The organism is Rhodococcus sp. R1101, assembly GCF_000278445.1.
GTDB lineage: Bacteria > Actinomycetota > Actinomycetes > Mycobacteriales > Mycobacteriaceae > Rhodococcus > Rhodococcus gordoniae.
The window spans coordinates 1-12,231 of the sequence record NZ_AJVB01000076.1 but is presented as its reverse complement, the minus strand read 5'-3'; the positions used below and the strand labels follow the sequence as shown (position 1 = coordinate 12,231).

The following is a 12,231-nucleotide window of genomic DNA, read 5'->3' as shown; positions in this document are numbered from 1 at the left end:
GTGATCCCTACCGGTGGTTGGTGAGATGCGGCTGCGATCATCGGTGCGGGCCCGCAGAGGTGTCGGGTAGGCGTGTCAAGATCACCGCCATGAACACACAGACGAGCCCGATTCTGGAGTCGACGGTGGTGCTGGCGATGGATTACGGGCAGTTCTGTCTCGACGGCGGACTCGGGGACATCGACAACGAGATCGAGCTGCTCGAGCAGGCCCAAGCGGAGCAGCCCAGCGCCGGCGACGGCACCATGGTCGTGGTGTTGTGCCCGCATCAGAACAACTTCGAGATGATCGTGGAGGTGCAGGTCTTCGACCGCTGCCCCGCCGCCGATCGCTCGGAGTGGCAGCAGGTCAGCGAAGACCGCCTCGCAGTCGATGCGCCCGGGATATTGAGTCTGTCGTCCCCGACCACCGAGCCGGTCACCGTGGCGGTGCCGCCCGGCCAGTACGTGGTGCAGGTGTCCGGGCGTGGTTTCGTCAACTACGGCTGGCCCGGTTCGACTACCCCTGGGGATGTGTGGCGGCTGCGGTTGTGGCCCGACGACGGTAGCGTCCTCGAACCCGCACAACTGTGGGAGATGCCCGGATACGGCATCCCGGAGAACGTCCCGCCCTCGACGGACGGATCAGGCGGCTCAGAGACGGACGGATCATGAAGCGCAGCCGCAGCCGCAACCGCAGCCGCAGCCGCAGCCGAGGTCGGTGGTCGTGACTGTGCTGGTGTTCACCGGGTTCGGTGTGGTGTGCGGGATAGCCGGCGCTGCGGTGTTGTGGTGGTTCGCCTCGCAGCCGTTCGATTTCTACACCGCCGGCTATCAGCCGCTGGACTTCGCGTCGGCCCGCATCGATGCGCCCTCGCCGTACGGGTACATGGCTGCACTGGTCCTCGGTGGTGGCGTGCTGGGAGCGCTGGTCGGTGCACTCGTTCACTGCGTCGGGTGGAGTCTTGCGCGGCGTGCACCCGAGTGGGAAGCACCGCGTAGGCGCGGGCATGCAAAAGCGTCAGAGGAAGGCAGTGGGGGACAGGACGGTCTATTCCCCGATATTGCCGGGTTCGCCGCCGCGCCGTAATTCGTCGATGTGTAGTGGCGTGTGCTGCGGGTCTTCGCTGCATCTCGCGATAGGTTCTCGACCGGTGTCTTCGTCAGTGGTGTCTGCCGCGGATGGCCCAGCGATGCATCAACATTGCAGCGAGGACGACTACCGCAATGATCAGCAGGGATTTCTGCCACAGGGGGCGGATGTCGTCGATGCCGATCGGCCGTGTCTGCGGATCGGGCTGGTGAGGTGGTCCGTACACGGTGTGCGCCGCGTCTCGGGTGTATGCGTTGGTCGATGTGGTTGTCGCAGAACATGCTTCGACCGACCAGGGTGCGTTCTTCGTTTCATGGGTCGAGACGAATGCGAGATACTCGATGCCGAGGGTGAATCCACGTCCGCACGCGGAACCTTGGGTGCTCGACGACACGACGGTGGTGGATCCGACATCCCCGGTAAAGACGCTGTGAACGTCGAACTCGTAGTAGACGGTATCCCCGTCGGTGCGTTCTCTGGTGGCGGTGCCGGTGAAGGCGGCGGCAGCGCGGGAGATCTGTTCGGTGATGTACGGTCCGTTCGGCTCGTATGCGCATGAACAGGCATGTGCGGTGGCCGGGGCGGACAGCGGTAGTGCTGCGGCCATACCGACCGTGAGGACGAAAGACAGCAACCACCGCATTGTGGACTCCGTTCCCCCGGGCCGATGACCGTCGGGTTTACGGCTAGATCCTAGCGAGAGGGCTCTGCGTGGTCTTCTCATGCCCATGGCTGCACGTCGCATGGTACCGACCCAGCCGGTTGTTTGCGCTCGATCCCGCGCCGGGCGATGCGACGCCCGCAGCCACCGCCGGTGCACGAGATGGTCGTAGCCCTTGTCCGCCCGAACCCGGCCGGACTCGCGGCGGGGCGGCCCCCGATGCGAGCGCACCACCTTCGATCGCGGTGACCATCGGCAGCAACATCACACTGCCGTGGGTGTTTGCGCAGGTCACTGTGGACGTCGATAGAGGTGAAGTTCTTCTTGCCTGACATGAACTTCAATCATGAAATGGAGACCGGTCCGGTGGTGCCGGTCACGGTCCACCGTCCGTCGACCTGGTCGAGGACGTAGGTGAGGCCGAGTCCGCAGTCGATGCCGCACCAGAGTCCCGCGCCGATATGGACTGTTCCGTCGTCCTGCGGCCAGGTGGGGGACAGGCCGACGATGACGCCGTCGTGTGAGACCCCGGTCAGACCCTGCCGTGCGGGATCTGCGTACTGCTGCGGATCGGCGGTGAACTCGACCGGCGGCAGATCCGCGGACTGCGCGGTGATCTCGTTCTTCAGTTCCGTGTCGAACGGTGGCCCGTCGGCGACGGTGAACATGTGTGCGCTGCGTGAGGCAGCGCCGTCGACGATGTAGACGGATCCGATCGGGGTCGGTGCTGTCGCGAAGGGATTGTCGACGAGGATGAGGTGGTGCAGGGCGGTGGCATAGAGCTGGGACTGCTCGCTGGGTGGCGGGGGACTCGTGGGCGGGTCGAGTTGATCGGTGCCCGCGTCGGTGTCTGTGCTCGCGCAGCCGGCCAGGATGGCAGCAAGGACCACCGAGAAGGTCGCCGCTCGAACGCTCATGGTTCGGATGGTACCGATTGCCGAGGTGATGCCGGCTTTTCGTGGATCCGCTGGAGCGGTCCGCTCGCCCGACACAGTCCGGTGGTTGCGCTCTGGTGCGAGGGTTCGTGCGAAGGTGAGTCATGACTGTCGCTGGGCGTCCGGCTCGTTGGTGGACCGTGCTGTCGGGGGTGACCGCGGTCCTTGTCGGGTTGGTGTGCGGGGTGATCGTATGGACGTTCGTCCCGCCGGTGGTGTTCTTCCCGTGGTTTGCTCTGGCGTCCTGGGTTCTTCTGATCCTGGGTGCGGTGTGGTTGGTGGTCGGGTTGGTCGGCTGGTTCAAGTTTCGCGCTCTGCGCGCGACCGCGATCGCGCCGGCGTTGGTGCTTGCCACCGCGGTGCTGGTGGTGTTGTCGGTTCCGTCGACGGTGGCGTTTGCGGTGTCGAAGGGGTCTTTGGTCGCGGCGTCGGCGCAATGTGCGCCGTCCTGGGACGGTCGGCGGATCGGGGTGTATCAGGTGCGGCGGATTCAACCCGTCGACAGTGGGTGTCTGTTCTACATCGAAGGTGGGCTGATCGACCCGATCGGACTTGCGTATCTGCCCGGTGGCGCGCCGTATCCGGGTAAGCCCCGCCACGACGGCGACATCGGGTACGAGCAGTACAGCGGCGACTGGTATCGATTCGTGGAACGTTTCTGAGCTCTGCCCGCAGGTACGGCGGTAGCGCTGAGTTGATTGCTGGACGGCGACCCCTGAGGCCGACCGGTCTGTCGGCGGTTCGTATCGCGATCCTGTATCGCCACGAGCGCGACCAACCCGATTGCCAACGGCGTCATACCGATGATACTGACGGAAAGGCCGTGCCCCGGTGCGCAATGTCGGCGAACCTGCGGACGCCGGTATCGCGCGAACGTGTCGGTTTCCGGTGTCACTGTCGTAGAGCGGGCGGTCAGGCTTCGGACCAGGTTTCGGTGTTGTCGTCACGCACCCAGTCGACGATGTCGCCGTCGGCGTGGACGTCGTCGGTGAGCCAGAATGTTTCGTCGGGTGCCCAGCCCGCGATCACCGACGCCGTGTCACCGTCGACGTCGATGGCGGTCCCCGCAGCGGCGAGATAGCCGGCGACGGTCAGGTGCACTCCGCCGCACACCTCGGCGACGGCCCGCCAGTCGGGCAGAACCCACTTTCCGTCGCGGCCGGTGGTGCGGTACCAATCGTGACGTTTCTGGGCGGTGACCTCGAGTGGAAACCGCCGGCAGAGTTGCGCCCAGTCGTCGGGCCCGTGGATTTCGAGCACGTCGACGGTGTCGGGAACGAAGTGTCGCCGTGCCCCGGTATGGTTCTCGCCTCCGGAGTCTTCGACGAACCACAGGCATGCGGGTGAGGCGTCGTCCAGTGCTCGTGCGGAGCACGGGACGCCGAGCGGCGTCGACCACCACACCCCGGACCAGTTGGCCGTCGGGTTGGTGGGGCGTTCCCGTGCTGCTCGTTTCTCCTCGGTGACGACCTTCTCGCGCCAGGTGGCGAGCGCGTGCCCGACCCGAGGGACATTGGCGTGGGGTTCGACCCAGCCCAGTGACCACTGCTCGTCCCGCACGATGCCGGTGGTCCACCACCGGGTGTGCTCCGATGCGGTGAGGTGCTCAGCGATGCGTCGCAGTTGCGGGCGCACCGGCTCCGTCGCAGCGAGAATGTCGTCGCCGTCGGGTTCTTGCCAGTATCGGGCGGAGTCGGTGGTGGCGGCGAGCACGGTGCGCAGGTCCTTTTCCGTCACGTCCGGCAGCGGCACGTTCGCCAACCGTCGCGCTACGTCGCCGGGGGAGATGTTCGGGAGGGGTCGGTCGGCGCCGGGCCCGTAGAGGACGCCTGCGGTTCCGCGTGCCATGTCGATGCGGTAGGTGGCGTAGAAGACGCCCGACGAGAACGAGTCCTGCGTATGCCCGTCGCGGGTACGGTCATCGGCGATCTGCGCGTATTCGAGGAGAAGACGGCGACCGCGCGGACCGGCCGGCAGTGCTTCGGTCAGGTTCGCCGGAGTGTCCCGTGCCGTCATGGCGTCCAGTAGATCATTACCACCGCGACCGTGACGGGCGGAAGATACTGACGCCGCGGCGCGCCGCGTCAGGTCGCCGACCCGACGTGTGTTCGACCTGTCGCGGGGCTCCCACGCTCGTCGCCCGCCACATCTGGATCAGATAATCCTCGACGGGGTCACCGTCGAGATAGCCGTCGAAGCGAGTATCTCTGCCTCGGACGCAGATACGGACTCGGTATCGGTGATTGCCGGGCTCGGTGATGTCGGAACTGTCATTCGGAATCCACCGCAGCCGATCAGACTCCTCACCACTGCGCCGGTGCCGGCCGCCATCGAGCAACCCCGCCCCACGAAGGAGAACTGAGTCGATGTCGCGAAGCGTAATCGAAGACCAACTGCTCACCGAGGTGGTCACGGGGCTGCCGCTGCCGGACACGGCTCTGGAAGCTGTGGTGGCGGCATCCCACTGCTGACGGTTGGGAACACCGGACCAGCAAGTGGGCTCCTGGTAAGGGCAGGGACGTAAGCACTCGCCGATCTACCAGGAGTTCGCCCGTATTCGGTCCGTCACACCGACGCTCACCGAGTTTGAGATGCACCGAGTCGTTGACATTGTGCTGCGGCTCACATACGGTCTGTGCAACATATTCAAGTGAAAATATTTCACGTGAATAGGTTCCTCCGGGGCGTCCACCCCTGAGCGTTACCCTTCCACAAGGAGCGTGTCGTCATGGCACTGTCGGTACAGGAACTTCTGGCGAACAAGGGCATACGCCCGCCGCAGGATCGGGTCGCCGCGCTCGAGTCCAAGTGGGCCGAGATCGTGCAGCGACGCGGTGACCTCGAGGCTGTGGCAGTCGACGACGCGGACATTTCTGTTCGCAATATCCCGGGAGGCGACCATGTCCGCTGACGAACTCGTCACCAAGTCGGTGACCGAACTCGCGCCCCTGATCGAGAGCAAGCAGGTGTCCCCGGTCGAGGTCACCACGGCGCTACTCGATCACGCCAAGGCGCTGAATCCGGAGATCAACGCCTACATCAGTTTCCGCGAGCACGCCCTCGACGATGCCCGGCGTGCCGAGGAAGAGATCGGCCGAGGCGATTACCGCGGGGTCTTCCACGGAATTCCCTTGGCGCTGAAGGACAATCTGTATGTAGGTGGCGAGGTCACCACGATGGCATCGAAGATCCACAAGGACTTCGTGCCCACCGAGGACGCGTCCGTGGTGCGCCGTCTCCGCAACGCCGGCGCCGTGCTGACCGGCAAACTCAACATGCACGAATACGCATGGGGTATCGACAACAACAGTCCGCACTTCGGCAGCGTCCAGAACCCCTGGAATACCGCGAAGGTGCCGGGGGGCTCCAGCGGCGGCTCGGGAGCGGGCGTCGCGGCGCACATGACCTACGCGACCCTGGGCACCGACACCGCCGGCTCGATCCGGATTCCTTCCGCCGCCTGCGGCATCGTCGGCCTCAAACCGACGCACGGTCGTGTCCCCAAGGACGGATGTTTCCCCCTCGCATGGACTTTGGATCACATCGGACCGATGACCAAGACCGTGGACGACGCCGCGGCGATGCTGCAGGTGATCGCCGGGTTCGACCGTTCGGATCCGACAGCGGTCGATGTCCCGGTGGGGGACTACACCTCCCATCTCACCGGTGATGTCTCCGGATTGGTGATCGGCGTCGAGGAGGACTACTACTTCCGCGACGTCGACAACGAGATCGAACGACTCGTACGCGCCCAGATCGACGAGCTCGTGTCTCGGGGCGCCCGGGTACGGACGGTCGAGATCCCGACCCTGCGCTACTCGGAATGGGCCGAACTGGCCACCAGCTTGTCCGAAGCATCAGCGATTCACCACAACGACCTTGTGCACCGGGCCGACGACTTCGGGGCCGACATCCGCTTCCTGTTCGAACTGGGGGAGCTGTTCTCCTCGGTGGACTACCTTCAGGCGCAGCAGGTTCGGCGCCAACTCAAGAACGACTTCGGAGCGGCCCTGTCCGAAGTCGATGTGCTGATCGCCCCGACCCTGCCGGTGATGGCTCCGGACATCGGATCGTCCGAGGCCGACCTCAATGGAACGAAGGTCGATCTCATCGACTCGTTCATCCGGTTCACCGGCCCGAGCAACCTGACCGGCCTGCCCGCGATGTCCGTTCCGGTGGGCTTCAACGGTGATCTGCCCGTCGGCCTCCAGATCATCGGTCGGGCCTTCGACGAGCGCACTGTGCTCAACGTCGGTAAGGCGATCGAAGCCGGCGGACCGATGGGGGATCGGACTCCTCCCGTGCTCCTCTGAGCCTGCACGACCCACTGCACCTGCTCGACCCGGATATCCGGCCTGCCGATGCCTTCCGGCACGGCACCCGGCCGTCCGGTTCGAGTGGGTGTTTCCTCTCCTCATCGAAGGGATGTCACATGGTCCCCGTGGCACTGTTGTTCGTCGGGGCGGTGCTCCTGGTCAACGGATTGGTCTTCCTCGACAGGGTCACTCCGCGATCGGCCGTGGCAATCAATCTCCTCACCGGCGCCCTGTTGGTCGGTACGGCACTCGTGCTGCTCCTACCCTCGGACAGTGCCTCGTCCGACGGGCTGGCGTCGGCGGTGGCGGCCGGAGGGTTCGCATTGTTCGGCTTCACCTACCTCACGGTCGCGATCAACTCGCTCTCGAACGCTCCCGGCGCCGGCCTCGGCTGGTACTGCGGTTGGGCCGGGGCGGTCGCCCTCTTCCTGTCGATGGTGCATTTCGTTCAGCTCGGGGACGCTCGTCTCGCCTGGCTGTGGCTGGCATGGGCCGTTCTGTTCGCCGCCTTCTTCCTCGCCCTGACCACCCCCGCAGCGGAATGGGCCGGCAAGGCGACGGGAATGCTCACAGTCATGCAGTCGCTGTCCACTGCGAGCATCCCCGCTGCGCTGATGCTTACCGGGAAGTGGGACGACACGCCGGTACTTGCCGTCGCTGTCACGCAGATCGTCGTCGTCATCGTCTACGTTCTCCACGTCGCCGATGCTCGGCGCCGCTATCGATCGACCACCACCCGCGACCGCGCGTCCGTGACGACGACCTGACAATCTACAGTGGAGGACCCATGCGATCAGTGGCCCTGTCGGCCGTACTGATCGGAATGCTGATCGCATACGCACTGTTTGCGCCGCGGGTTCAGATGGTCGACCTGGTCGGCCGTCTGGGCCCGATCATGCTGTTCCTCGCCACCATTTCGGTCGTGATCAACCTTGCTGCCAGGGCGGGGGTGTTCCACCGGGTCGCCGCAATCGCGGCCAGAGGACGCGCCGCCAGCGGACCGGGGCTATGGATTCTGGTGGTGCTGCTGTCTGTGGTGTCCACGATCTTTCTTTCCCTCGACACCACCGCCGTTCTCGTGACACCCCTGGTATTGGCGCTCGCCGGGCGGGCCGGCAACGATCCGATACCGCTGGCACTGACCGTGGTGTGGATCGCCAACACCGGATCGCTCCTACTTCCGGTGTCCAATCTGACGAATCTGCTGGCGATGGAGACGGGACTGTTCGACGAGACGAGTCACTACGTGAAAGTCGCCGCGATGCCTGCAGCCGTATCGCTCGCGGTAACAGTGGGATTCGTTTGGATGGTGTTCCGCAGGCGCATACGCACACCCACCGGAACCCCGGTAGCGTCGCGCGAGCCCGGCACACCGGCTTCATCGCACCCGCTGCTTCCCTTGGCCGGGATCGTCATGGTGATACTGCTGCCGCTGCTCGCGACGTCGATCCCCTTCTGGTGGTCGACGTCGGCGGCGGCCATGGTGCTCGTGACAGCCTTCGCGGTCACCGACCGATCGGCTCTGCGCCCGACCTTGATCCCGTGGACAGCCCTGGCTCTCGCCATCGGCCTGACCGTTGCGGTTCAGGTCGTTCATTCCCTCGGCGTCGAACAGCTTGTTCGTGCGGCGTTCGCGCACGTGGAGGGCGACTCCGTCGGCACGCTGTTCGTGTCGGCCGCAACAGGAGCGGTGCTGAGCAACCTGATCAACAACATTCCGGCCTACTTGCTTCTCGAGCCTGCGGCCGCGTCCGGTGCAGCCCTGATCGCTCTGCTCATCGGCTCGAATGCCGGGCCGATCGTGACACCGTGGGCCTCTCTGGCCACGCTGCTGTGGGCAGATCAGTTGCGCCGAGCCGGCCACATCGTCCCCTGGCGGCAGTTCGCCGCCCTGGGGATACCACTGGCGATCGGTGCAATCACGGTGTCCGTGGCCGCGTTGTCGTTGTCCCAGCGGTGATCCGGCCGCGTATACACGCTGGTCAGAGAGCAGCAACTACCTCGAAATCCAAACCGTTCGCTTGCGCGAGATAGATCTGCTGCCGCGCTTGGTTCCCCTCGAATCTAACGACGCCGCGAGGACTGTCGAACTCCAACCCGTCGATCCGGGCATCACAGCGGGTCGGATCCAATCCTCCGGCTCGGCGTGCAAGATGGCTGAGAGCGTAGATCCCCTGATAACAGGACTCTGCCATGTTGTTCAGAGCGGGAGCCTCGTAGCCGTTGGCGTTCACGTAACTGCCGACGAACTGCAGAGAGGATTCGGTGTTCAAGGCGCGGAAATAGGCTGCGGATGCGAACAGATTCTCGGTCGTCTCGGCGCCGCCGGCCAGGAGCATGTTCTCTTCCATCAGGGGACTGAACCGGAGCATGCGGTGATGGAGGTCGCGGGCAGCGAAATTTCGGTGGAAGTCCACGGCGTCCTGGCCGACCAGAAGTGTCAACACCGCCTGGCATCTGCTCTCCGCAGCCATCACGGGCAGTTGCGGGTCATCGGCCCGGCCCATCGGAACGAACGACGAACCGACTATGTCCACCCCGAGCGCAGCAGCGAAGTGTCCGATCAGTTGATACGTACGCAACGGCCAAATATAGTCGGCGCCGACGACGTACCACGACCGCACACCGTGGTGATCGCGCAGCCACCGCATCGCCGGATAGATCTGTTGTTCGGGAGATTCTCCCGAACAGTAGACGTTGGAACTGACCTCGCCTCCCTCGTAGAGCGAGGTGTACACATACGGGACCCGACCACGAACGACGGGCGCGAGATGTCTTCGGATCGAGGAGATGTGCCATCCGCTGATCGCATCGAGGGCGCCGGCATCGAGCAGGTCGGACACCTCGGCTGTGACCGCGCGGGGGTCGCGACCGCCATCGATGAACTCGAGCTGAATTTCACGGCCGCCGAACCCGGCTCCCGCATTGAGTTCGCGTCGAGCCAATTCGCTGACGGCCATGCACGAAGGTCCGAAGATACCGCCTGGGCCTTGCAGCGGGATCACCATGCCGACCCGGTAGATCTCCGACCGGCGGTGTGGCGCGGATGCCAACATCGGATCCTCTCGGGTAATGTCGGCGGAGGTGCATCGGTTCATCGTCCCGCCACTCGTACAGATCGAAGGGCTGAAAAGGCAGGAGACTCACGTGGCTCCCCGAAACTCCGATCGGCTGGCGACCCGAGCAACGGCGATTTCCGGCGATATCGCTACCATCGACTCTCCTTCAGCGGTCGTTGCGCTACTGCAGGCTACCAAAGCCATTGTGTCCTCGCTCACGTCGATCGGCTCCGAATTCGATTTGACCTGCGATGATGTGCTCGTGCTCGATGCGCTCGCACGCCACGGAAGCGCATCGATGGCCGAGCTGTCGTCGCATACCGCCATATCAGGAGCCACCCTCACCCGGTCCGTCGACAGGCTGGTCTCCCGGACACTGGTCTACCGTGAGGTGAGCGCCGAAGATCGGCGCCGGGTCGAAGTTCACCTCAGCACCCGCGGAGTCGAAACCCACCGAGCACTGGAAGCACAACTCGCCGAACTCGATGCAAGAGCCGACCGAATTTGCAGGACTCCGAGTCGGGCGTGAACCGAGCCGAACTCGTGTTCGTTTCGGCGAGTCGAGGTGAACCCGGTGTCGCCCTCGAGATGCAAAACGTCGCAACGATTGCGTGACCATGTACGTTCCTGGTCGCTCGGTCACGCTTGACCGTGTGGTGCCGACCTGGGAACTATCGAGACCGCGTGCCGCGTCCGGTCGCGGTGCGCGCCGACCACAGGGCAGCGCTCGATGCTGCGATGCTGGTGGCTACCATGCCGCTGTCGTGCACCACGCTTATCGCCGACCGTCTACGCTTACTTCTTCTCTCCTTCGATTCCGGACGGATTGCCGCCGAGAACATCGGCCGCCGAGTCGACCATGTAGTCGGTGCCTAGGGACATGTTGCGGATCTGGCAGTGTTGCTCGCCGCGCTCTTCTGCGGTGAGGATCCGCAGTACTCGGCGCGGGCTGTTCATGCATCCGTCGTACGTCTTGTGCGCCTTTTTCCGCAGGCACCTGCACATCACCGTCCCCGTGTACCGCGAGGATGGGAACAGTGATCTTCTCGGTGACACCGTTGAGACTGAAACGGTCGGTGACCTCTAGCATTTCCTCCACGGAATCTCGACCGACGGGCATGGGCGCACTCGCCGACGTTGTGTCCGGCACGATCGTCCTGCTCGGCCCCTCGGGCGCGGGCAAGTCCACCCTCGGCAACCATCTGCTGGATCAGGACCTCCTCACAACCGGGGCAGTGCGCGTGAGCGACGGCAAGGGTCGCCGCACTACCGCATCGCAACCCGCTGGCCCCCGACAAATTCGCCACCCTCGGACAGGCACTCCACCTCACCCCCGGGCACGAGTGCTCGACCTCGCCAGCGGCTCGGGCGAGACGCTCTGTACGTGGGCCCGTGATCTGGGATTCACAGGCACGGGCGTGGACATCAGCACGCTCTTCACCGAGCAGGCCCGCGCCCGCGCTGTCAAACTCGGTGTTGCCGACCGCGTGGAGTTCGTCCACGGTGACGCCTCCGGGTCACGTCGCGGACGAGACGGTCGGTCTCGCCGCGTGCATCGGCGCCACGTGGATCGGTAACGGAGTGGCCGGGACCGCCGAGTTGCTCGCCCGCAGCCTCGGTCCCGGCGGGACGATGTTGATCGGCGAGCCCTACTAGCTGTACCCCGCCATCAGGTTGGTGCCAGTCGGCTGACCGGTGGTAGTCCTCCGAGTGCGCTGTGACGGCGTCGAGTGTTGTAGTACTCGAGCCAGGGTGCAAGAGCAGCGGTCGGTTCGGCGTTGGACGTGAACACCTGCCAGTAGGCCCATTCGCTCTGCAGGGGGCGGTTCAGACGTTCGACCTTGCCGTTCTGTCAAGGGCAGTGGGGTTTGATGAAGCGCTGCCGGATGCCGCGCTCGGCGCACACGGTGCGCAGCGAGTACCGGTAGGCCCACGCGTTGTCGGTCATCAACCGTTCGATCCGGGTGATGCCGTGGCCGGCGAAGTAGTCGATCGCGCGGATCAGGAAACCTGCACAGGTGGCACCCTTTTCGTCCGGGAGGATCTCCGAGTACGCGAGTCGGGAGTGATCGTTGACGAGCGAGTGCACATAATCGAAGCCCACCTTCGTCGTGCGGTTGCGGGGCCGGTTCTGTCGACCGTGAGCCCGCCAGCCGCCGCCGTCGGGGATCCGACCGAGCTTTTTGACG

The 12,231-nt window shown here is 64.8% G+C and carries 15 protein-coding genes and 2 pseudogenes; 10 read left to right on the top strand and 7 right to left on the bottom strand.

Translation table 11 applies throughout. The annotated features are described in order from the left end of the window. The first annotated feature begins 89 nt into the window (after positions 1 to 89). Positions 90 to 653 (top strand): hypothetical protein, encoded by a 564-nt coding sequence (locus tag R1101_RS0107950; protein WP_051017499.1) that lies wholly within the window; start codon positions 90 to 92, stop codon positions 651 to 653. Positions 654 to 705: 52 nt separating this feature from the next. Next, on the top strand, positions 706 to 1,068 hold the full coding sequence (locus tag R1101_RS26125; RefSeq protein ID WP_232284699.1) for a hypothetical protein: 363 nt from the start codon (positions 706 to 708) through the stop codon (positions 1,066 to 1,068). 73 nt (positions 1,069 to 1,141) lie between these two features. Here the strand turns inward: R1101_RS26125 and R1101_RS29215 are convergent, their stop codons facing one another. The 3 genes and pseudogenes from R1101_RS29215 to R1101_RS0107935 form a co-directional block, all read right to left on the bottom strand. Then, positions 1,142 to 1,705 (bottom strand): hypothetical protein, encoded by a 564-nt coding sequence (locus R1101_RS29215; RefSeq protein WP_157179127.1) that lies wholly within the window; start codon positions 1,703 to 1,705, stop codon positions 1,142 to 1,144. A gap of 112 nt (positions 1,706 to 1,817) precedes the next feature. Beyond that, positions 1,818 to 2,027: pseudogene (locus R1101_RS30910) on the bottom strand (IS5/IS1182 family transposase); the annotation flags it as partial. A 49-nt stretch (positions 2,028 to 2,076) separates the two neighbouring features. Next, the gene (locus R1101_RS0107935; RefSeq protein WP_016932908.1) at positions 2,077 to 2,649 is read right to left on the bottom strand and encodes a hypothetical protein; all 573 of its coding nucleotides are present in this window, start codon (positions 2,647 to 2,649) and stop codon (positions 2,077 to 2,079) included. 122 nt (positions 2,650 to 2,771) lie between these two features. On the opposite strand from R1101_RS0107935, the gene R1101_RS0107930 reads away from it, so the two are divergent. Then, positions 2,772 to 3,329, top strand: coding sequence for a hypothetical protein (locus R1101_RS0107930; RefSeq protein ID WP_037222495.1), 558 nt, complete (start codon positions 2,772 to 2,774; stop codon positions 3,327 to 3,329). Positions 3,330 to 3,579: 250 nt separating this feature from the next. Here the strand turns inward: R1101_RS0107930 and R1101_RS0107925 are convergent, their stop codons facing one another. Continuing rightward, positions 3,580 to 4,683 carry a hypothetical protein gene (locus R1101_RS0107925; RefSeq protein ID WP_016932906.1) on the bottom strand — a complete coding sequence of 368 codons (1,104 nt, stop codon included), beginning with the start codon at positions 4,681 to 4,683 and terminating at the stop codon, positions 3,580 to 3,582. A 712-nt stretch (positions 4,684 to 5,395) separates the two neighbouring features. Between R1101_RS0107925 and R1101_RS29460 the strand changes: the two genes are divergently transcribed. The 4 genes from R1101_RS29460 (at position 5,396) to R1101_RS0107895 (ending at position 8,943) form a co-directional block, all read left to right on the top strand. Next, positions 5,396 to 5,578, top strand: coding sequence for a hypothetical protein (locus R1101_RS29460; RefSeq protein ID WP_081494054.1), 183 nt, complete (start codon positions 5,396 to 5,398; stop codon positions 5,576 to 5,578). Then, the gene (locus R1101_RS0107905; protein WP_016932902.1) at positions 5,568 to 6,980 is read left to right on the top strand and encodes an Asp-tRNA(Asn)/Glu-tRNA(Gln) amidotransferase GatCAB subunit A; all 1,413 of its coding nucleotides are present in this window, start codon (positions 5,568 to 5,570) and stop codon (positions 6,978 to 6,980) included. The genes R1101_RS29460 and R1101_RS0107905 overlap by 11 nt, the downstream gene beginning before the upstream one ends. 119 nt (positions 6,981 to 7,099) lie before the next feature. Beyond that, a complete protein-coding gene (locus R1101_RS0107900) occupies positions 7,100 to 7,750 on the top strand; it encodes an AmiS/UreI family transporter (RefSeq protein WP_016932901.1) in 651 nt (216 codons plus the stop codon). Between the two features lie 20 nt (positions 7,751 to 7,770). After that, complete coding sequence (locus R1101_RS0107895; RefSeq protein WP_026003009.1) at positions 7,771 to 8,943, top strand: SLC13 family permease; 1,173 nt, start codon at positions 7,771 to 7,773, stop codon at positions 8,941 to 8,943. Between the two features lie 22 nt (positions 8,944 to 8,965). Here the strand turns inward: R1101_RS0107895 and R1101_RS0107890 are convergent, their stop codons facing one another. Beyond that, positions 8,966 to 9,991 carry a substrate-binding domain-containing protein gene (locus R1101_RS0107890; protein ID WP_157179128.1) on the bottom strand — a complete coding sequence of 342 codons (1,026 nt, stop codon included), beginning with the start codon at positions 9,989 to 9,991 and terminating at the stop codon, positions 8,966 to 8,968. A gap of 64 nt (positions 9,992 to 10,055) precedes the next feature. Between R1101_RS0107890 and R1101_RS0107885 the strand changes: the two genes are divergently transcribed. Next, complete coding sequence (locus R1101_RS0107885; protein ID WP_081494053.1) at positions 10,056 to 10,571, top strand: MarR family transcriptional regulator; 516 nt, start codon at positions 10,056 to 10,058, stop codon at positions 10,569 to 10,571. A gap of 266 nt (positions 10,572 to 10,837) precedes the next feature. On the opposite strand, the gene R1101_RS30130 is transcribed toward R1101_RS0107885, so the two are convergent. Further along, the gene (locus tag R1101_RS30130) at positions 10,838 to 10,999 is read right to left on the bottom strand and encodes a hypothetical protein (RefSeq protein WP_016932897.1); all 162 of its coding nucleotides are present in this window, start codon (positions 10,997 to 10,999) and stop codon (positions 10,838 to 10,840) included. 71 nt (positions 11,000 to 11,070) lie between these two features. Between R1101_RS30130 and rsgA the strand changes: the two genes are divergently transcribed. Together rsgA and R1101_RS30900 are read left to right on the top strand one after the other, a co-directional pair. After that, positions 11,071 to 11,619: a GTPase RsgA gene (gene rsgA / locus R1101_RS31495; RefSeq protein WP_442969880.1), complete on the top strand. Its 549-nt coding sequence runs from the start codon at positions 11,071 to 11,073 to the stop codon at positions 11,617 to 11,619. Then, the gene (locus R1101_RS30900) at positions 11,546 to 11,698 is read left to right on the top strand and encodes a hypothetical protein (protein WP_232284701.1); all 153 of its coding nucleotides are present in this window, start codon (positions 11,546 to 11,548) and stop codon (positions 11,696 to 11,698) included. The genes rsgA and R1101_RS30900 overlap by 74 nt, the downstream gene beginning before the upstream one ends. Before the next feature lie 13 nt (positions 11,699 to 11,711). Here R1101_RS30900 and R1101_RS26110 read toward each other — a convergent pair. Continuing rightward, a pseudogene (locus R1101_RS26110) lies at positions 11,712 to 12,231 on the bottom strand (integrase core domain-containing protein); the annotation flags it as partial.